Origin of the sequence: Nostoc sp. TCL26-01 (genome assembly GCF_013393945.1) — a bacterium.
GTDB lineage: Bacteria > Cyanobacteriota > Cyanobacteriia > Cyanobacteriales > Nostocaceae > Trichormus.
On the sequence record NZ_CP040297.1, the window covers coordinates 248793 to 268771 of the forward strand.

Annotated in this window: 16 protein-coding genes; 12 read left to right on the top strand and 4 right to left on the bottom strand. The window is 40.7% G+C overall.

Annotation, left to right across the window (positions count from 1 at the left end; all coding sequences use genetic code 11):
* Nucleotides 1–12: 12 nt before the first annotated feature.
* The 3 genes from kdpB (at nt 13) to kdpC (ending at nt 3034) form a co-directional block, all read left to right on the top strand.
* Nucleotides 13–2118, top strand: a complete 2106-nt coding sequence (gene kdpB, locus FD725_RS00985; protein WP_179046406.1) for a potassium-transporting ATPase subunit KdpB — start codon at nt 13–15, stop codon at nt 2116–2118.
* 95 nt (nt 2119–2213) lie between these two features.
* A complete protein-coding gene (kdpF, locus tag FD725_RS00990) occupies nt 2214–2402 on the top strand; it encodes a K(+)-transporting ATPase subunit F (RefSeq protein ID WP_179046407.1) in 189 nt (62 codons plus the stop codon).
* Nucleotides 2403–2434: 32 nt separating this feature from the next.
* Nucleotides 2435–3034 (top strand): K(+)-transporting ATPase subunit C, encoded by a 600-nt coding sequence (kdpC, locus tag FD725_RS00995; RefSeq protein WP_179046408.1) that lies wholly within the window; start codon nt 2435–2437, stop codon nt 3032–3034.
* On the opposite strand, the gene FD725_RS01000 is transcribed toward kdpC, so the two are convergent.
* The gene (locus tag FD725_RS01000; RefSeq protein ID WP_179046409.1) at nt 3031–5466 is read right to left on the bottom strand and encodes a filamentous hemagglutinin N-terminal domain-containing protein; all 2436 of its coding nucleotides are present in this window, start codon (nt 5464–5466) and stop codon (nt 3031–3033) included. The genes kdpC and FD725_RS01000 overlap by 4 nt on opposite strands.
* Before the next feature lie 301 nt (nt 5467–5767).
* Here FD725_RS01000 and FD725_RS01005 point away from each other — a divergent pair, with 301 nt between their 5' ends.
* The 7 genes from FD725_RS01005 to FD725_RS01035 all read left to right on the top strand — a co-directional run bounded on the left by FD725_RS01005 (nt 5768) and on the right by FD725_RS01035 (nt 13271).
* Entirely contained in the window at nt 5768–7135 is a 1368-nt protein-coding gene (locus FD725_RS01005; RefSeq protein WP_179046410.1) for an AAA-like domain-containing protein, read from the top strand.
* A 135-nt stretch (nt 7136–7270) separates the two neighbouring features.
* Nucleotides 7271–9553: a CHASE2 domain-containing protein gene (locus FD725_RS01010; protein WP_179046411.1), complete on the top strand. Its 2283-nt coding sequence runs from the start codon at nt 7271–7273 to the stop codon at nt 9551–9553.
* Between the two features lie 199 nt (nt 9554–9752).
* Nucleotides 9753–9953 carry a hypothetical protein gene (locus FD725_RS01015; RefSeq protein WP_179046412.1) on the top strand — a complete coding sequence of 67 codons (201 nt, stop codon included), beginning with the start codon at nt 9753–9755 and terminating at the stop codon, nt 9951–9953.
* A 205-nt stretch (nt 9954–10158) separates the two neighbouring features.
* Nucleotides 10159–11427, top strand: a complete 1269-nt coding sequence (locus FD725_RS01020) for a GNAT family N-acetyltransferase (protein WP_179046413.1) — start codon at nt 10159–10161, stop codon at nt 11425–11427.
* Nucleotides 11428–11527: 100 nt separating this feature from the next.
* A complete protein-coding gene (gene ruvX / locus FD725_RS01025) occupies nt 11528–11986 on the top strand; it encodes a Holliday junction resolvase RuvX (RefSeq protein WP_179046414.1) in 459 nt (152 codons plus the stop codon).
* Between the two features lie 141 nt (nt 11987–12127).
* Nucleotides 12128–12703: a DUF3727 domain-containing protein gene (locus FD725_RS01030; RefSeq protein ID WP_179046415.1), complete on the top strand. Its 576-nt coding sequence runs from the start codon at nt 12128–12130 to the stop codon at nt 12701–12703.
* Between the two features lie 28 nt (nt 12704–12731).
* The gene (locus FD725_RS01035; RefSeq protein WP_179046416.1) at nt 12732–13271 is read left to right on the top strand and encodes a YqeG family HAD IIIA-type phosphatase; all 540 of its coding nucleotides are present in this window, start codon (nt 12732–12734) and stop codon (nt 13269–13271) included.
* A 251-nt stretch (nt 13272–13522) separates the two neighbouring features.
* On the opposite strand, the gene FD725_RS01040 is transcribed toward FD725_RS01035, so the two are convergent.
* Entirely contained in the window at nt 13523–14302 is a 780-nt protein-coding gene (locus tag FD725_RS01040) for a DUF928 domain-containing protein (RefSeq protein WP_256871822.1), read from the bottom strand.
* 287 nt (nt 14303–14589) lie between these two features.
* Here FD725_RS01040 and FD725_RS01045 point away from each other — a divergent pair, with 287 nt between their 5' ends.
* On the top strand, nt 14590–14877 hold the full coding sequence (locus FD725_RS01045) for a DUF427 domain-containing protein (protein WP_179046417.1): 288 nt from the start codon (nt 14590–14592) through the stop codon (nt 14875–14877).
* Nucleotides 14878–15850: 973 nt separating this feature from the next.
* Complete coding sequence (locus tag FD725_RS01050; RefSeq protein ID WP_179046418.1) at nt 15851–17962, top strand: exopolysaccharide transport family protein; 2112 nt, start codon at nt 15851–15853, stop codon at nt 17960–17962.
* 141 nt (nt 17963–18103) lie between these two features.
* Here FD725_RS01050 and FD725_RS01055 read toward each other — a convergent pair whose 3' ends face one another.
* Both FD725_RS01055 and FD725_RS01060 read right to left on the bottom strand, forming a co-directional pair.
* Nucleotides 18104–18982 carry a peptidoglycan recognition family protein gene (locus FD725_RS01055; protein WP_179046419.1) on the bottom strand — a complete coding sequence of 293 codons (879 nt, stop codon included), beginning with the start codon at nt 18980–18982 and terminating at the stop codon, nt 18104–18106.
* Nucleotides 18983–19200: 218 nt separating this feature from the next.
* Complete coding sequence (locus tag FD725_RS01060; protein WP_179046420.1) at nt 19201–19635, bottom strand: hypothetical protein; 435 nt, start codon at nt 19633–19635, stop codon at nt 19201–19203.
* Nucleotides 19636–19979: the final 344 nt, after the last annotated feature.

The window sequence follows — 19979 nt, forward strand, 5'->3', positions numbered from 1 at the left end:
TCACTCCCAAACATGAACCCAACCGCACCTACCCCCAAATCTAAACCCCCCCGTTCTCGTCCAGGCGATCGCCGTCAAACACACAAAAGAGCTAAAATCAAAACTCAGGGACTCTACCTCAGAGCAATTCGGGATGCTTTTGTTAAACTCAATCCCCAATCTGCCATTAGAAATCCAGTGATGTTTTTGGTTTGGGTAGGGACGCTGGTTACTTTTTCCGTCACTATTGATCCCCAACTATTTGGCCCCACTCAGCAGAAAAACCCCCAACTATTCAACGGCTTGTTAACAGGGGTTTTATTCTTCACAGTTTGGTTTGCTAACTTTGCCGAAGCTGTAGCTGAGGGACGAGGTAAAGCTCAAGCCGATGCTTTGCGTTCCACCAAATCTGAGACTTTAGCTAAACAACTTGCCCCCGACGGTACAGTTACACAAGTTCCCTCCACCAGTCTCAAACAGGGTGACACTATATATGTAGTTGCAGGTGATATTATTCCCGCCGATGGGGAAGTAATGATGGGTGTTGCTTCCGTCGATGAATCGGCAATTACGGGAGAGTCTGCACCAGTCTTGAAAGAATCCGGTTCCGATATTGCCAGTTCTGTGACTGGTGGTACAAGGATTATCTCGGATGAATTAATTGTCCGGGTAACTGCTGACCCAGGTAAAGGTTTTATTGACCGCATGATTGCTTTAGTCGAGGGTGCAGAACGGACAAAAACACCGAATGAAATTGCCTTAACAGTATTACTTGCCGTTTTAAGCTTAGTCTTTCTCTTCGTTGTTGCCACCATCCCGGCATTTGCTTACTACGCCGATACTCCCGTCGATGTCCCGACCTTGGTTGCTTTATTAGTCGCACTGATCCCCACTACCATCGGCGGCTTACTCAGTGCCATTGGGATTGCCGGCATGGATAGAGTTGCCCAATTTAACGTTATTGCCACCTCTGGCAGGGCAGTGGAAGCTTGCGGTGATGTTAATACCTTAGTACTTGACAAAACAGGCACAATTACCCTTGGTAATCGCTTGGCAGAAGAATTTATCCCGATTAATGCTCACACAGTCGAAGAAGTAGCCAGTGTTGCTTGGGCTGCTAGCGTCTTTGACGATACACCAGAAGGTAAATCTATTGTCCGCCTAGCCGAAAAATTAGGTATACACTTTGATTTCGACTACAATCAAGCCCAGGGAATTGCCTTTTCCGCCAAAACCCGCATGAGTGGAACTAATCTACCCGGTGGCAGAGAAGCCCGGAAAGGCGCAGTAGGAGCAATTCAAGGGTTTGTGCGATCGCGTAATGGCCGCATCACCCCAGAATTAGATACAGCCTACGAAAGAGTTTCCCAACTAGGCGGTACACCCTTGGCTGTTTGCTTAGATAACGAAATCTACGGTGTTATCTATCTCAAAGACATCGTTAAATCCGGGATTCGAGAGCGTTTCGATCAATTACGTCGTATGGGTGTACGTACGGTCATGCTTACCGGCGACAACCGCATTACAGCCTCCGTCATTGCCAAAGAAGCTGGAGTTGATGACTTCATCGCCGAAGCCACCCCAGAAGACAAAATCAGCGTCATTCAACAAGAACAAGCCCAAGGTAAACTCGTCGCCATGACAGGAGACGGAACCAACGACGCACCAGCCCTCGCCCAAGCCAATGTTGGTGTCGCCATGAACACAGGTACACAAGCTGCCAAAGAAGCAGCCAACATGGTAGATTTAGACTCCGATCCCACAAAACTGATTGATATTGTCAGCATCGGCAAACAATTGCTCATCACCCGTGGCGCATTAACCACATTTTCCATCGCCAATGATATAGCCAAATACTTTGCCATTATTCCCGTCATCTTTGCCGCAGCGAATTTGCAAAGCCTCAACATTATGAACTTAACGAGTACCAATTCTGCTGTACTCTCAGCCCTCATCTACAATGCCCTAATTATCCCCGCCCTCATTCCCCTAGCCTTAAAAGGTGTACAATTTCGCCCCCTCACAGCCAATCAATTACTCCAACGCAACATCTTAATCTACGGCTTAGGCGGCATCATCACCCCATTTATCGCCATTAAATTAATCGATGTACTCATCACCCTCATCGGACTCACTTAATAACAACTCCGCGTACCTCCGTGCTTACCTCCTCCCCCTCTGCGTTTAAAAAAATGCCAACATGGCAAGCAATCAACTGAAACCGCCCCAAACCCATGAAAATAGATATAAAAGCGATCGCTCTAATTTTTACCTTACATCTGCTCATGCCCCCAGCCGTTCACGCCACCACCAGCATCACCTTAAATCGTACCTCCACTTGGGCTGTTAGCATCTTAGGAGTAGTGATTTTAGCCTTAATTATTTACTTATTTACAGTTATTTTTCAGCCAGAAAGATTTTAAAAAACCCTATTTATTCTTACGGTATATTTCCTATGTCTTTCATTAGAGAAATTATTAAAGCAATTCGCATTACTTTAGTACTTTGGTTAATCACAGCCATCATTTATCCTCTCGCCATTTTAGTCATCGGTCAAGGTTTATTCCCCTTCCAAGCTAACGGTAGCATCAGGAAAAATCTCCAAGCCGAATCAATTGGTTCTGAGTTAATTGGGCAAGTATTTACATCGGAAAAATACTTCCACAGTCGCCCTAGTGCAGTCCGTTACAGTCAAGGTAGAAAAGCCAAACCCACAGGAATTTCTGGTGCTAGCAACCTCGCTCCCAGCAATCCCGAATTACTCAACCGCATTGTCGAAGCAGCCAATCAACTCCGCGATGAAAATATTCAACCAACTGCGGATTTAATCTACACCTCTGGCTCAGGTTTAGATCCGCATATTTCTTTCCCAGCAGCCAGACAACAATTAGAAAGAGTAGCCCGCGCTCGTGGTGTGAAAGAAGATGAAATTCTCACTTTAATTAATAAATACACAGATGGCAGATTTTTGTGGATATTTGGTGAGCCAGGAGTCAATGTTTTACGATTAAACTATGCACTTGATTTGCAAGATATTAACAGACAACAAAATTAATTATGTTGGCAGGTTGGATGACTTAACCAAGTACCTTGCGGTGTAGAAACTACAGGTTGAGATGTCAAAATTACAGTACCATCTAAATTTTTCACCCAACCTTGAGCCTCAGTAATGCGAGTAGGGAGTAAAGCATTAGGAGTATGAGATTGAGAATTTTTTTTCTGCACACTCCTACTTGCCAACTCACTTATTTGCCAATCTTCCCACCCAGTATTCAGGTTAAGAATTTCATAAGGAGAGGGCGGTAAACCCCCACGTCCGGTGATGATAAATTCACTGCCTTGACTAGCGGCGACACAGAGATTTTGATTAATTAAACCAGAAACATCCACAATATCTGTTGTTAGTTCGACAAGTCCGCTTGAGGGGTCTGATTCTGGTGTGTTAAGTGTTACCTGACCACTTAAGGAAGGACTTTGTTGAGAAATCGCCGTGATATCATTACTCAACAATAGGCTGGGATTGATTGCGTCTGGATTATCTGTTGCTAATAAGGTTTGTAGTTCTTGACGACTCAGAGGCTTAATCCCAAAAATACTTTGGGCTGTAATATTGACCTTACCCCCACTACCTCTAAACGCATTAGCTGTGATATCGCTATTTTCACCACGAGCAGTGACGATAAAATCTGTGTTGATATCAATATTGCCACCATCACCACCAGCTCTAGCTGTGCCTGCTGTGGTAGATATTGTACTATGGCGACGCAGGACTAAAAAGTCTTGAGCTGCCAGTTTGATATTCCCACCTTGACCAATAAAGGTTGTAGCCGCAATTTGTCCTTGATTGTTCAGTAAAATATTACTAGCTTTCACGTCTAATGTGCCTGCACCTTGAGCATTGCGGTTTTCACTGCGACTACTAACAGTCAGTCTGGCTTCATCTTGAATAGTTAATTGTCGAGTATTGATGGCAAGATTACCCCCTTTTCCTGTGACTGGCGCTGAGGGTGCGTTGCGATTAACTTCTCGAATATTATTGCCAGCCTCAGCCACAATTCTACTGGGAAGGAGCGTATTCCTGCTGTTGGAGATCCCCTTTAATTCCACAATTTCCGAGGCGTTAATGATAATATTGCCTCCATTACCTGCGCCATAGGTAGAAGCAGAAATTTCTGCCCCTTCTCGAATAGATAATTTTTTGGTATTGATGATTAAGTTACCAGAATTTCCCCTACCTGTGGTTTGAATCGATAATCCACTAGAACGCAATCCACCTGAACTGGTGAAAGTACCAATCAATTCTACAAGCTCATCAGCGTTAACAGTAATAGTTCCGCCTAATCCAGTATCAGAATTACTTGCTGATATTCGTCCTCCTGGTTGCAGGATTAATTGTCTAGTATTAATTGTCAATTCTCCAGGTACTGTTCCACTATCACGATTATCAGTAGATAAGGAACTGGGGCGGTTTTCCGATGATGTACCCCTCAACTCGACTAACTCTGATGCAGTTACCGTTAATTTCCCTCCTGTACCCACACCAAGGGTAGTAGCTTCAATTTGCGAACCATTTGTGATTGTTAATTTTCTGCCACGGATATTAATTGTACCACCACTCAAACCACTAGCATCGACAGCAGTACTTCGAGAAAATTGGATGTCCCCAAATTTGCTCACATCTGCATAACCTAAAGCAAAACCTTGTTCTACAGCATTGAGACTAACTAAACCAGAGCCAGCAACACTACCTAATTCAATCCGACCTCCGGCTGTTTTCAGTGTACCACCTGTAAAATCGATATTGCCGCCTACTAAAGCAAGAGTGCGATCGCTTCCTACCCGCAAACCATTAGTTACATCTACTACAGGAGAGTTACTAGTTCTAATCCCTTTACCATCTCCTTGGACTAATATTTTTTGGGGATTTTCTCCCAATTGCAAACCAGTGGGAATGCTAACTGTCAACAGGGGATTTGATTGCTGATGAGATGTAGTGAATTTAAATCCATCGGCAAAATTGATCCCACTCGCAGTACTAGCAATTAAGGAACCTGCAATATCTAATCTGGCATTTTGACCAAAAATTATCCCATGCGGATTAATCAAAAACAGGTTAGCATTCCCAGTCACACCAAGGGTTCCTAAAATCTGCGATGAATTCGTACCTGTGACTCTGGTGAAAATATTACTAATGCCATTGGGATTATGGAAATAAACTCTTTCCCCTTCGTTGATATTAAATTCTCGAAAGCTGTGAAAAAGATTGTTACCTTTAATCGCACCCCCATCTATACGTTTCGCCGGCAGATTATTGATGGTAACATTGGGCGTTAATTGGGAATTTTCATTGCCTAGAGTTGCATCTGGGTCAATTTGGGCTGTAGCTGTCACACTCCACCAGGGATTGACTAAAAATCCTGCTGTTGCCAATGCGTAGATAATGGCACGCTGCCCAATAATTTTTAGCTTAATAGAGTATTTTACCACAGCTATTTCACCCATTATGTGTGCTTGCAGAAAAATTGTAATACAAGTTTGAATTTTGCTGAAGACATTTACAAGGCGATCGCCTAACCAATACCATAGATTCTAGGACTTACGCACTTAACCAATAAACCATAAATGAGGGTGGTCAATAGTCAATGGTCAATAGTCAAAATCAAGTTTTTTTGGACTGTTGACAAAAAAGCTAGAAAATTTAGTGACACTGCGTAAGTTCTATTAGCTCTTAGTCTTCCCCAAGAGCTACATCCTCCCCACAGAGAAAAATATCCTGATTTCAACAGCTATGGAATTTAACTTGAATGAAGCTATCAAAACAGCTAATCAAGTAGTATGGACAAAATTTAAGAGAAACCTCACAGATATTGAAATCGTAATTTTAAAAGGCGCTTGGGAGAGAGAAGATTATGATATAATCGCCGCCAAACAACAGTATGCCACTACTTATATTAGTCAAGATGTTGCCCCTAAGCTATGGAAATTATTGACAGATGCTTTAGGTGAAAAAGTTAAAAAAAGTAACTTCAAAGAAGCCCTCAAAAGATATTGGGAACAACAAAAACTGTCTGCTAATCATCAGGAGCAAATAGTTGATGATCAATATGGTGAAGAATTACCAAAAAATGAGACATCTACCCAGTCAGACATAGCTGATGCTGCCATTTATATTGCACGTCCACCGATAGAATCTCTTTGTTACGAACATCTTTTACAACCGGGTTCATTAATTCGGGTGAAAGCTCCTAGTTTAATGGGCAAAACTTACTTAATGACACGAGTTTTAGAACAGATAAAAAATGCAGGTTATCAAACTGTCCATCTGAGTTTTGAATTAGCAGATAGAAATATCCACTTTACTAATCTCAATAAATTTTTACGTTGGTTTTGTGTGAACATTAGCCGGGAATTAAAAATTCCCCATGAGTTAGATGAGTATTGGGATGAAGAAGGTATTGGTTCCAAGGTGAGCTGTACTACCTATTTTGAAGAATATCTACTCACTCAATATGACAGCCCCTTAGTTCTGTGTTTAGATGATGTAGATTTGCTTTTTCCCTACCCAGAAATTTACGAAGACTTTTTTGGACTACTGCGATCGTGGTATGAAAAAGCTAGAAGTCGCAAGCTATGGCAAAAATTACGCCTAGCAATTCTCCATGCTACAGATGTTTATATCCAACTCAATATTAACCAGTCACCATTTAATGTAGGATTACCCATAGAACTATCTGAGTTTACCCCAGAACAAATTTTAGAATTCGCTAAACAATACCAGCTAGACTTAGACCATACTCAATTAGCACCATTAATTAACCTAGTCGGCGGACATCCTTATTTATTAGAATTAGCTTTTGCTCATCTCAAAAATCATCCTAGTGTTCAACTCCAACAACTTTTAGTGGAAGCAGTAACAGAAGCAGGTATCTATCGCTCTCATCTTTGGGAATATTGGTTAAATTTACAAAAACACCCGATATTAGCCGCTACTTTTAAAAAAGTGATTGATGCTGATAGTTTCATCCAAATAGAACCCTTATCAGCTTATCAATTATATAGTATGGGTCTGGTCAAACTCTCTGGTAATAAAGTGCAAACGAGATGTAATTTATATCGTCAATATCTGGGTATGCGATTGGAGAGTTATGAGTGCTGAGTGCTGAGTGGGGGAGTACTGAGTGCTGAGTGCTGTTAGCGGAAGCAGGGCAATGAGCCGCGTGCTGAGTGCTGAGTATAGAACTAATGACTAATGACTAATGACTAATGACTATTGACTATTGACTATTGACCAATGACCAATGACTATTCCCAATCTCATTATAAATACCAACCTGGGGGTAGTTTGCCACCTAATGCTCCTACTTATATTGTGAGAGCAGCAGATGGGGAACTATATGATGCTTTATTAGCAGGTGAATATTGCTATGTGCTGAATTCTCGACAGATGGGGAAATCATCTTTGAGAATACAAACAATGTTCAAATTACAGGCGCAAGGAATTGCTTGTGCAGAAATTGAATTGAGTGGCATTGGTAGTCAACAAATTACAGCCCAGCAGTGGTATGGTGGGATTATTCAAGAATTAATTAGTGGATTTGCACTGCAAGTAAATCGGCGCAACTGGTTACGCGAACATAATGATTTATCTCCAGTGCAGTGTTTAAAGGAATTTATTGACACCGTTTTACTGACACAAATTCAACAAAATATTGTAATTTTTATTGATGAAATAGATAGTGTTCTGAGTTTAAACTTTTCCACAGATGAGTTTTTTGCGCTAATTCGGAATTGTTATACTAAACGAGCAACTAAATCAGCATATCAAAGACTGACTTTTGTGCTGTTGGGAGTAGCCACACCAGGAGATTTAATTCAAGATGAATTTGCTACACCTTTTAATATTGGTAGAGCAATTGAGTTAAAAGGGTTTCAAGTTCAGGAAAGTCAAGCCCTAATTCCAGGAATTGTAGATAAAGTTAATCATGCTGAAGCAGTATTAAAAGAAGTTATTTATTGGACTGGTGGACAACCATTCCTGACGCAAAAATTGTGTTGGTTAATAGCGCAAGCTGTAGAGGTACAAACACCAGCATCTGTCCGCAAATTAGTATGGGAAAAAATTATTTTAAATTGGGAGGCTCAAGACCAACCAGAACATCTGCGAACAATCCGCGATCGCATCCTCCGCAAAACTAGTTCTAGAGATAGTTTACTGCAAATATACCAGCAAATTTTGCAACGGGGCAAAATCCCGGCGAGAAATATTCCCGAACATCTAGAATTACGCTTGTCTGGCTTGGTAAGTCTCCAACAGGGTAACTTAGTTGTCAAAAATCCCATTTATCAAGCTGTTTTTGATCACAATTGGGTAAAACAAGCACTCCGGTTTGTTCTCTCTTCCCCGCCGCCTCTCTCACTCAAAACAGTGGTTTTAGCCAGTGTTTTCATCATGGGTTGTGTGTTGGGAATACGTACACTCGGTTTTTTGCAGGCTTGGGAGTTGCAAGCTTATGACCAATTAATCCAGTTAAAACCACCGGAAGCACAAGACAAAAGACTATTACTTGTCACCATAACCGCAGCAGATGTCCAATCTCAACCCATCAACGAACGTGGTGCAGCTTCCCTATCAGAACGCTCACTCAGCCAATTGTTAGCTAGATTAGCATCTTTCCAACCCCGTGCTATCGGCTTGGATATTTATCGAGAAACGCCTGTCAGCAAAACTAACCAAGACTTAGCCAAGAGGATGAAAAATAGCGATCGCTTTTTTGTCATCTGCAAATATGGTAAACCAGGAGTAGCACCACCACCAGAAGTAACAGGCGATCATCAGGGATTTAATAATGTTTTAATAGATACCGATGATGTGTTACGTCGTCAGTTGTTAGCGGTGAGTAATGCTAGTCCTTGTCAAAGTCAATATAGTTTTAGTTGGCAATTGGCTAAACGTTATTTAACTGATCAAGGTCTAAACAGCAGTGTAACTTCAGATAATTACCTCCAACTCGGTCAAAAAGTATTTAAAACCTTAGAAACCAACACATCTGCATACCAAAACATTAACGCCAGTGGTCATCAAATATTACTCAACTACCGGACTGCAACATCCATTGCCCAAACAGTCACTCTCCAAGAAGTACTCAGTCAGCAATTTAATCCCAATTTAGCTAAAAATCGCATCGTTCTCATTGGTACGACAGATCCTAGTTTTAATGATCACCGTTGGCGCACTCCCCAAGGTAGTTTATCTGGCTTAGAAATTCAGGCGCATATGGTTAGTCAAATCCTCAGTGCTGTCTTGAATAATCGCCCTTTAATCTGGTGGTTATCACAACCTGGGGAATTCCTATGGATAGGGGTTTGGTCATTAATCGGAGGTTTAGTCGTTTGGCGCTGGCGTTCATCGGTAGGCATTTGGTTGGGGATGGGAATGACAATTATGGTTTTATATGGTAGTTGTGCGATTATTTTGTTCCTTATGGGTGGTTGGTTACCTTTGGTTCCAGCAATTTTAGGTGTGATCCTTACTGGTGGTGGATTGGTAGTTTATCTAGCAATACGGTTCAGTTAAACCTACACCCCATCAGTCATCAGTTATCAGTTATCAGTTATCAGCCACCCCTAATGAAACCCAGATTTGTCCGCGTAAGTCATGATGCAAACAACCGTTAAACTTCGTTGCAAATTAAGAAGACACATGAAACAACATGATAAGTTTTGATGATGTGAAGCAATAGCATCAATCAAAGGATAAGGAGAACACAGTGGCAATGGAATCAAACTTATCAACGGGCGCAATTTTACCAAAAGAAGAATTTAGTGACTATGTTGCCCACCTACAGCTGCACATGACTCTGCAAGCTCGCAATCTGGTTCCACCGCTAAAGCAGACAATAGAAGATAGCAGGCAGCAACTACTGCATCAAACCCAAGCCAACTTTGAAAAGCTCGTTTCTCGGCAAGGGCTGTAATATTAAAAAAAATAATTCACAAAAAAGCCAATAAAATAGAAGCAGATATTGTTGGTTTAACCCCAAACGGTGTTACCATGATGTCTGCTTTTTTCATTTTTTAAATATTTAGTTACAAAAATCACTCCTTTGGAGCAAGAGCAAAACACTCAAAGCCGTTAAGATAATTGCAGCAGTTCTTCTGATTCCAACCAGTTAAGGCTAAATGGCAGCTCAAATCAAAATGACCTCATTACCTTCTCGCAATCTTGGCGTTGTCATCCGGCCAGTCCAACACCGGGATTTGGACGGAATTGAACGCATTTCTCAAGAATCATTCGCCGCCCTCACACCCAAGGGAGCTAGTGATGTTGCTAACCATATGCAATGGTTACATCGCTGGTACGGTTTACTCAAATTTTTGAGTTGGTTTCCCAACCCGCTACAGTATCGTTTCTGTGCTTACGTAGCTGAACAGGGGCGGATGCTCTTAGGAATGATTCAAATTTCGCCATTTAATCGGACACGCAGCACTTGGCGAGTCGAGAAGGTAATTTTGGATCGAGCTGCTGACAAGCAAGGCATTGGTTCACAACTGCTACGCCACTGTTTTGAAGGGATTTTAGAAGCTCGTACTTGGTTATTAGAAGTAAATATCAACGATATAGAAGCCCTAGCACTGTATCGACAAAATGGATTTCAGCGTTTAGCAGAAATTACCTACTGGGAAATTGAACCAGAACTACTGCAAGAATTAGCACAAGCAGAACCAGATTTACCCAATCTGCTACCAGTAAGTAATGCTGATGCTCAACTTTTGTATCAATTAGATACAGCATCCATGCCGCCATTGGTACGTCAAGTATTTGATCGCAATATCCGCGACTTCAAAACCAGTTTATTTGGCGCGTTGAGTGATGCGGTTAAACAATGGATGACGAAAGTTGAAGTAGTCAGTGGTTATGTATTTGAACCACAACGCAAAGCAGCAATTGGTTATTTTCAAGTACAACTCGATCGCAAAGGGGAAACTCCCCACGTTGCTACATTGACAGTCCACCCTGCTTACACTTGGTTATACCCAGAATTACTCTCTCAACTAGCACGCATCGCTCAAGACTTTCCTCAGCAAGGCTTACAATTAGCCTCCTCTGACTACCAACCAGAACGAGAAGAATATTTAGAGCGTATCGGTGCTAAACGCATCGAACATACACTAATTATGTCTCGCTCAGTCTGGCACAAACTGCGGGAGTCAAAATTTGTCTCCTTAGAAGGAATTCAATGGACTGATGTGCTGCAAGGTTTACAACCCGCCCGTAAACCCATACCAGGGGGAATGTCATGGGTACACACCAGACAGCCATCATCTGCTGATATTCCTGTACCCAGTCAATCAGATCCCATGACCTTTGGCGGTAAAAACAGCAAAGTAGAACCGTCTTCTCAACCTGATTTGAGTGATGGACAGCCAGAGAAGGGAGTGAGAGAGTGAGGGAGTGAGAGACAAGGGGACAAGGGGACAAGGGGAAAATAATTTTAACTGTTGACCAATGACCATTGACTAATGACTATTGACCATTGACTATTGACTAATGACTAATTACATCTCAGCTTTGGGTTTGGATTTGGGGCGCAAGCGGATTGGTGTAGCTGGTTGCGATCGCACTGGGTTGATTGCTACTGGGATCACGACAATTGAACGTACATCATTTGAACGAGACGTAGCACAAATCCGCACCATAGTCAATGAACGTCAAGTAGAAATTTTGGTGATTGGTTTACCCTATTCAATGGATGGTTCTATCGGCTTTCAAGCTCGCCATGTGCAAAAATTAGCGACAAGGCTGGCTAAAGCATTGGCAATACCTATGGAATATGTTGATGAGCGACTGACTTCTTTTCAAGCAGAGCAAATGCTGATAGCGGAAAATCGCTCGCCATCACGCCATAAGGGCTTAATTGATCGCAAAGCAGCTGCACTAATTTTGCAGCAGTGGCTGGATACTAGACGCTCTCAAGCTCACAGTTCAGTTGAGGCATTAGAGTATTGATACCTTTTAACATGATATTCTGAAAGCTGTTACATAGCAGTTGTATCTAAGTTTAAGGCTATTTGCTTGACATGATTTGTCATTCAACAGCAAAGCTGTTTTACTGCTGCTAGTACTTATTAAAAGTTTTACACATTGGCTATGTTTTCCTCTCCATTTTCTGAAGATAACGACCATGCTCCTACAGGTTCCATCACCCTGACTGATGAAAAAGGGCGATCGCTGGAATGTTACATCGAACATTCACTCTCAGTGGATGAACAAGAATACGTTTTGTTGCTGCCGGTAGACTCACCCATAGAAATTTTTGCTTGGCAAGGTGAATACGAGGAAGAAGAAGCCATCTTGGTAGAGTTTGATGATGCCATTGTTGACCAAATTTTTGGCACGGCTCAAGCTGTCTTAGCTGAACAAAACCTATTGCTCAAACAAACAGCCTATGCTCTGACTGTGGCAGGTGATTTACCTCCAGTAGAAGAGTCAGAACTATTTACCCTCGAAATTGAAGACGAAGCAGCAGATTTAGAACCAGAACAACTCCAACTACTCGCTAACTTCTATTATGAAGATCAGGAGTATGCGATTTATACACCTCTAGATCCTCTGCTGTTTTTTGCTAAAATCACAAAAACGGGTGAACCAGTATTACTCTCCCCAGAAGAGTTTCGCCAAGTGCAACCCCTGTTAGAAGAACAACTTTTTAATGAAGTTGAATAGGATCAATGGTTGCCCATTAAAAATTAATATGATAGGGAACAAGTTCTTACAGCCTGATTTGATTTTAGAAGGTTCTGTTTTGCACCTCACACCAGAGATTATTGCAAATTATGGGCTGAAGGGATTGGTGTTAGATGTAGATGAAACGCTTGTACCCATTACAGTGGGTGCAGCTTCGCCAGAGTTGAAGGCATGGGTAGAGCAAATCCGCACGACTACAGCACTGTGGTTAGTGAGTAACAACCTCAGTGAACCCAGAATTGGTGGTATTGCTCGTTCTTTGAACCTACCTTACTATTTAGGTGCGGCAAAACCTTCACGCCGCAAAATTCGAGCTGCACTTCAGGCGATGAATTTACCAGTACATCAAGTAGGGATGGTAGGCGATCGCTTATTTACCGATGTCCTAGCCGGTAACCGCTTAGGTATGTTTACCATCCTGGTAGAACCAATTGTTCATGGTGATACAGTCCTCCGTTCTCATCCCATCCGCAATTTTGAAGTCTGGGTTTCCGAAATTCTCGGAGCCTCGATTACACCAAAGCAAACAAAAATTCACAAAGATTAACAAATGCTTCAACAAACGAAATCTAAAAAAATTATTAAAGAATTCCATGAATGGCAAAAAATCGGGGATCATAAGTATTAATAACATGGAGTCAGCCAAAAAAGACCCTAGTGTATAGCAAATAAATATAAATCAGCAAAGCGTCAGCCTTCACCTATAGAAGAACTGGCGCTTTGCTATATCAGTATTAAATGTAGGTTGGATAGAGTGTAGCGCAACCCAACATCGATTTTTGAGTTTCGCGTTACTTATTACTTAGGTGTACAGCAAGGTACGATCGCAGATGAAGCCGAGTTGTTTAAATTCGCTTGTTTAAGTAGTTCTGTCCAAGCTGAGGCAATTTCTGGATCTTTGCGTTTACTGTTTTGGATTTGTTCTCCCAAGGTTGTGAGACTATCATACCAAATGCCATTTTCAGCAAAAAAAGCAGCTCGTGCTAAGGGAGTTTTCATCTCTTGGAGTTGCTTTTGCAGAGTTGGGTTGAGAGCAACTTGTTTGATTGTGCCACGAACATAGACAGAAGCGGAAGGTTTAGCACCATCGCAATAAATAGAAAAAGTCCAATGATATGATTTACCAGCTTGTAAAGGTACTTTGGGTTTGACAGCGAGGCTGACAATACCTGATGGTGTTTCTGAGGGATTAAACTTTGTTTGATATAAATAATTGTCAGCGTCGTCTTGAATCACAAATTCGATCGGAACCTTGGGAGTTAACTTTTCAGGAACAAAAAACCAAAAGGTAGGATTTGCTGATGTTGACTGTCCCCAAACTGCTTCTTTAGTTTCTGTTTTGGTAATCGGTACTAAGGCTGTGAGTGTTTCATACTGCTTACAAGGGCCGCGACTACCACCGCCTCTGCGTCGTCCCCTGGGTTCACCTGGTTTTTCCTGAGTGCTGGGAGGAACATACCTTATGTTCGCTGTTGAGGTGAGAGTTTGAGTCTGACTATTTCCTGGTAAATTAAAAATACTTAAAGTGATTGCACAGATGAGGGTGACAGTAGGAAACCAAAGTATCTTTTTCATCATAAATTTGTGATTAATTTCTCAGATCCACTTGATCCATTTTTCCCTTTAGGTAATCATCAATGTAGGCGATCGCTACTAAACCTGCATTTCTCTCAATATACAAGGTTGAGTTAAGTGCAGCGCAACCCAACATGGATCTTAAAAACTCAGTATGAATATTGGTGTTGGGTTACCCAAAGCCTCAACCCAAACTACTGATCAAAATCTGGTGAGCAATTGGGGTAAACTTGCTGATGTCGTAGGAAGTGTCAAAATGTTAAGTGTAAACTTTCATCACAAACACACTTATGCCAAAAGCCATTTGGAATGGAACCGTATTAGCCGAAAGCGATAACACCATCGTCGTGGAAGGCAATCATTATTTTCCCGCAGACGCAGTTAACAAGCAGTATTTTCAAGATAGTGATACTCACACTACTTGTCCTTGGAAGGGTGTCGCTAGTTATTACACTATCGAAGTTGAAGGACAAGTCAATAAAGATGCTGCTTGGTACTATCCCAGTGCTAAAGAGAAAGCCAAAAACATTGAGGGTTACGTTGCTTTCTGGCGGGGTGTAAAAGTCGAGACTGAATAAAAAACCTGATCCGCAGGAAGGGGTGTAATACCAATTTCCTTTGAATATGAACAGTAGAGACGTTGCAATGCAACGTCTCTACATGATTTATTTGTATCATGATTAACGTGAAATGGTATAAGGGTATGGGGGTGTAATGGTTTTGCACACCTATACTATTACACCCGTGTACCACACAGTTTGATAAAAACCGGAAAAATAGCAGATAATTTTACCTAAGCTTCAATTTTAATATTCATCCCTAAACCAAAATTAGTTACTTTTATATTCTTTCCCTACAAGTAATTGCTGATAGCCTTGACTTGGCTGATACAGATAGAATAATTAAATTTTCCTTGTGATGTATATATACTTGCTAACAATGCTTTGAGCGATCAATGTTTATGTTAACTAATTAGCGAGACTCATAAAAATTTATTTTATCAGTAATTATATTAGTAGTAAATATAGCAGATTTATCTTATATATCAGCAACAATATCCCTGATTTATCAGAGAAATGAGGAATCTGTGAGTTGTCGCTTTGAAATAAAAATTAGCTCCTATTTTAGATATAGTTTGTGATGAAAATAACATTTACATAAGTAATACAAGCAAATTATTTGTGGTTTTAAAAACTTAAGCATCTGAACTTATTATATATTCTGAGCATGATTAAATACGTTGAATACACAAATATCCAACATCAAAAAGGAACCAGTATTTACTAATGATGATATGGTAAAAGAATTAAAAAATAGTTGACAATAACAATAGGCTACATTTAAGCTCTATAGTCTCATGGCTATAGGAAATTAAATTGTTTGCATCTTGTATTTTAAAAAAGTAACTTTTGCAACAAAATATCAATCATATATTCATTGGTCAACAGTCTCAATCCTAATTAAATAAAATTATCTTAAATATTTAGATAGTTTGTTTGATATTAGAGGAATTAAATAGTGTCTAACATCAGTCTAAAATCAGGAAAATTTATGACTAATTCTTTACCAAATACAGTTAAATTTCGGCACATCTCCAAAATTCTCATGCGCCGACGGTTCATCGTCATAGGTGTTTCTTGTGTTGTCATGTCAGTCACGAGTGTTATGGCTATCATGACTAAACCTAACTACAAGAGCTATATGCAGATATTAGTAAGTGCTAATGTAGCTGAAGAAGTAGGTGGAAAAAATAGTCAATTAACCAATGATTATTATGCGACTCAAAAGAATTTAATGCTCAGTTCTAAATTAATAGATGCAGCCGTCAAATTATTGCGTCCTGATTATCCTCAGATTAATGTAGGAGAGATTAAAGAAAAAATAGCAGTTTTAGAATTGCCTCAGTTAGCAGATGAGCCAGTAATTAATTCGAGTATTAATCCCATCTTAAACATTTCTTTTCAAGATAACGATCCAGTTAAAACCCAGAAAGTACTTTTAGCTCTACAACAAGTCTATCAAAACTACAATTTAGAGGAACGCAAGGAGCGTTTTAATCAAGGATTAGCTTTTATTAATACTCGCTTACCAGTGATTAAAAATCAGGTAAAACAAGCTGAGAAAAAATTAGAGCAATTCCGAAAAAAGCATAATGTCTTAGACCCAGAATTACAAAGTAAAATATTAGTAAAATCTCTGGCTGATATTCAACAACAGTTACAAATCACTCGCGCACAGCTACAAGATGTACAAACACGCTACCAAAACTTAGAACAAAAAATTGCTGATTCTAGCCGCAAAGCAGCTTTTTCTTTACGATTAAATCAATCAAGTCGCTATCAAACTCTGTTGAGTGAGTTGCAAAAAACAGAACAAGCTTTAACTCAAGAACAACTACGCTATACAGATGATTCTCCTGTTGTTCAAACTTTAAAGCAAGAACGCCAGAGTCAATTAAAATTATTACAGCAAGAGCTAAAGCGACTGACTGCTGAAAGTACACAAGAAATAGAGGAAGCACAAAAGCAATTTGTGGGAGTTGATCCCAATCTTGTGGAAGAATTAATCCAATTACAAACAACGGCTCTTGGATTAGTTGCTAATGAAAAAAGTCTAGCAGAATCAGAACAGCGTACTCGTTTGGAGTTGAGCAAATATCCTACATTGATAGCAGAATATCAGCGTTTATTACCAGAGGTAGAAACTCAACGCAAAACTTTAGAGCAAATGCTGCAAGCACAACAGTCAGTGGGATTGAAAATTGCTCAAGGTGGTTTTGATTGGCAAGTTTTGGAAGAACCAACTTTAGGAACTTACTCTAGCAATGATAGATTATGGTTGGTAATTGCAGGTATGGTGACTGGGCCGATTTTAGGTGTGGTGATGGCGCTGATATGGGGAATGCGTCATCGAATTATTCATTCTGCACAAGAGTTGCAAAAAGTGGCAAACTTAAGATTACTAGGAGCAGTACCGAAACTAGCACCACGCGCTATGGAAAAACGCTTGCCTAGTTTATCTTGGCTGGGAGAGAGCAAACTTCCTCCAGCGGTAATTGAGGCTGAATCTTGGCTACCTTGCCATGAAACTTTAGATATGGTGTATCAAAACACCCAAATATTGAAGTATCCGTTTTCTTTCAAGTCTGTGATGATAACTTCAGCGCTACCAGGAGAAGGAAGAACAACTCTAGCGCTGGGGTTAGCAGCTAGTGCGGCGCATATGCACAGACGAGTACTATTAATTGATGCTAACTTACGATCGCCTAAATTACACAAAACTCTCCAACTATCTAACGATTGGGGATTATCTCTGCTTTTATTAGATGAGACAAATTCACAATTTCAAGATTACATCCAACCAATTCATCCAGCGATCGACATCTTGACCGCAGGCCCAACACCAGAAGATGCGGTAAAATTACTCAGTTCTCAACATCTCAAGGAACTGATTGAGTCATTTGAGGAAACCTACGACCTAGTTTTAATCGATGCTCCCCCTATCTTAGGTACAGTCGATGCCAGGATATTAGCTTCCTATTGCAATGGTATTATGATGGTTGGGCGTATTGGTTGGGTAACTCAAACTGAACTAACTCAAGCCGTGGAAATTTTGAACAGACTAAATTTAGTCGGGATTATTGCGAATGAAGTTGGTCGTTAGTCAATAGTCAATAGTCAATAGTCAATAGTCAGCACTCTCCTACCTGCGACTTTCACTCAGCACTCCCTCACTCCCTCACTCCCTCACTCAGCACGGGCTGAACGCCCCGCTACCGCTAACAGCACTCAGCACTCACTCCCTTTACGGATGGCTGGCGCGGTAAACTGGGCTTAATTGGCGATAGTTATTTAGCAAATTGAAGAACTTTTCAAAATCAAAGCTTAGGGGGTCTACTCTTTGTCCAGAACGATCTACATTTTTATGAGTGGTAATGCGATCGTCTGGTACTTGACTTTGGGCAATTAACCAAGCTAAAGAATTATATTGTGTCTGTGTGTAGCCACTATGAGATTTTAAGAAATTATTACCGCGTCCATCTGGGGGAGTTTCTAAAGAAACATGATAAGCAAAGTTATTTACAGATGGTGGTAAGTTAGGGTTGGTTTGTACTGTTTCTGTTCCATCTGTCCCTGCAAAAATTGAGTTAGCAGCACCAAAAGCACGTTTTTCTGGCGGTACTAAATATATGACAGTACCATCTAGTGTGACTATGGCGTGGTAGCTAGCTTGGACATTTTCATCTGTGTGGGGTGTTTGAAAAAAGTTAACCGCACTAGAAGCAGAATCACTAGTTTCGTGAATCACGATGATTGGTTGATTCTTTAAAGCTATGCCATTAGCGTCTGTAGTATATCTGTCACCATAATTGCTGGGGTCTACTGCCGCTACTCCATATCTGGGTTTATACTGGGCAAAAGCTTGTGTAGTAGTGTATCTGCTAGTAACCTGATTTTTCGTAACTGATGATTTAGGTACAGATGGGGCTTCCTTAACTTCTCTTTTCACAGACTGGACTTGTTGAATTTGGGGATATTGTTGACTCCAAGCAGCAATTTCTGGATTTGATGAGGCTGTATTCTTTTGTAACTGTGTAGCTTTCCCAGCCAAAAGTGCCAAAATTAGAGCAGCTAACATCAGAAAAATCAGCGTTACTCTAGTCGCCCAGTCACGGAGTCCCATTTTTTTATACTTGTAAAGCTGTTTGATTTAATATTAGTATATTTTCCCTCATGCACAATAGAAGACAAATACAATTTTTTCTGCACTGAGAACTATTTCTCTAGACGCGCATTTCTCATAAAACGGTAGGGGCGGGTTGACAAGATATTCGTGAATGATGGAAGCAGATTTGTGAACCCGCCCCTACAGCCTGTGGACTTCTGTTTTATAAATATGATTTACAACCACTGTCCCCCACGATAACGCCAACGGGGAAAGAGGATACGCATGAGACTTTGGGAAATGAGAAAAACTGCTAACCAGACTAAGCTATAGTGGAGCAGAAAAATTTCGGGTGATAATTCTTCTTTAGGTAGAGGTATTGGTAAAAAACCAAAGAGTTTGACTCCACAGAAAACAAAGATGAATTCCCAAATACCAGCTATGACCTGAAAAGCGGCTGGCCAATCTCTATCCCAACGAAACTTTTGGATGTAGATGTAAATTATGTCCCATCCTAAACCAAAAATAGCAATATAACCCAGAATCCAAAAATAAACAGAATTCGGGCTAGAACCAATTAAACCTAGTGCAAAAGGCAAAGAAACTAATACACCCACGGTAGCCAGTAATAAAAGCCTTGTTTGCCAACGACCAAATAAAGTTGGAGTCATAAGAGTAATGAGTGCTGAGTAGAATAGGTAGTAATTATAGTAATCCGATTTGATTTCTGAATCACTAGTAGAGGTAAGGGACTGGGGACTGGGGACTGGGGACTGGAAAGAAAGAATAAAGGTGTACTGAGTTTTGTATGCGTAAGCGCAGGCTACGCCAACAAAAATCAAATATGAGTGCCATAGTAGGAGGTGGTCATTATTCACCCTAAACTTAAGCGGTAAGCGTCGGGATTTTGTTTACAAATCAGCTATCCATAGTAAATAAATATAAGCTAAACAATCTACCGATGACAGCAATTGCTTGAGAATTGTGATGTTTCTTGCTACCTTAACAGCACTCT

Excerpts from the sequence above, each read along its gene's own strand:
- FD725_RS01040 (WP_256871822.1), bottom strand. The coding sequence starts at position 14,302 with ATGATGAAAAAGATACTTTGGTTTCCTACTGTCACCCTCATCTGTGCA.
- FD725_RS01045 (WP_179046417.1), top strand. The coding sequence starts at position 14,590 with ATGCCAAAAGCCATTTGGAATGGAACCGTATTAGCCGAAAGCGATAAC.
- FD725_RS01060 (WP_179046420.1), bottom strand. The coding sequence starts at position 19,635 with ATGACTCCAACTTTATTTGGTCGTTGGCAAACAAGGCTTTTATTACTG.
- FD725_RS01020 (WP_179046413.1), top strand. The coding sequence starts at position 10,159 with ATGGCAGCTCAAATCAAAATGACCTCATTACCTTCTCGCAATCTTGGC.
- FD725_RS01050 (WP_179046418.1), top strand. The coding sequence starts at position 15,851 with ATGACTAATTCTTTACCAAATACAGTTAAATTTCGGCACATCTCCAAA.
- kdpC (WP_179046408.1), top strand. The coding sequence starts at position 2,435 with ATGTCTTTCATTAGAGAAATTATTAAAGCAATTCGCATTACTTTAGTA.
- kdpB (WP_179046406.1), top strand. The coding sequence starts at position 13 with ATGAACCCAACCGCACCTACCCCCAAATCTAAACCCCCCCGTTCTCGT.
- FD725_RS01010 (WP_179046411.1), top strand. The coding sequence starts at position 7,271 with ATGACCAATGACTATTCCCAATCTCATTATAAATACCAACCTGGGGGT.
- FD725_RS01035 (WP_179046416.1), top strand. The coding sequence starts at position 12,732 with ATGATAGGGAACAAGTTCTTACAGCCTGATTTGATTTTAGAAGGTTCT.
- FD725_RS01030 (WP_179046415.1), top strand. The coding sequence starts at position 12,128 with ATGTTTTCCTCTCCATTTTCTGAAGATAACGACCATGCTCCTACAGGT.
- FD725_RS01005 (WP_179046410.1), top strand. The coding sequence starts at position 5,768 with ATGGAATTTAACTTGAATGAAGCTATCAAAACAGCTAATCAAGTAGTA.
- kdpF (WP_179046407.1), top strand. The coding sequence starts at position 2,214 with ATGAAAATAGATATAAAAGCGATCGCTCTAATTTTTACCTTACATCTG.
- FD725_RS01055 (WP_179046419.1), bottom strand. The coding sequence starts at position 18,982 with ATGGGACTCCGTGACTGGGCGACTAGAGTAACGCTGATTTTTCTGATG.
- FD725_RS01015 (WP_179046412.1), top strand. The coding sequence starts at position 9,753 with ATGGAATCAAACTTATCAACGGGCGCAATTTTACCAAAAGAAGAATTT.
- ruvX (WP_179046414.1), top strand. The coding sequence starts at position 11,528 with ATGACTAATTACATCTCAGCTTTGGGTTTGGATTTGGGGCGCAAGCGG.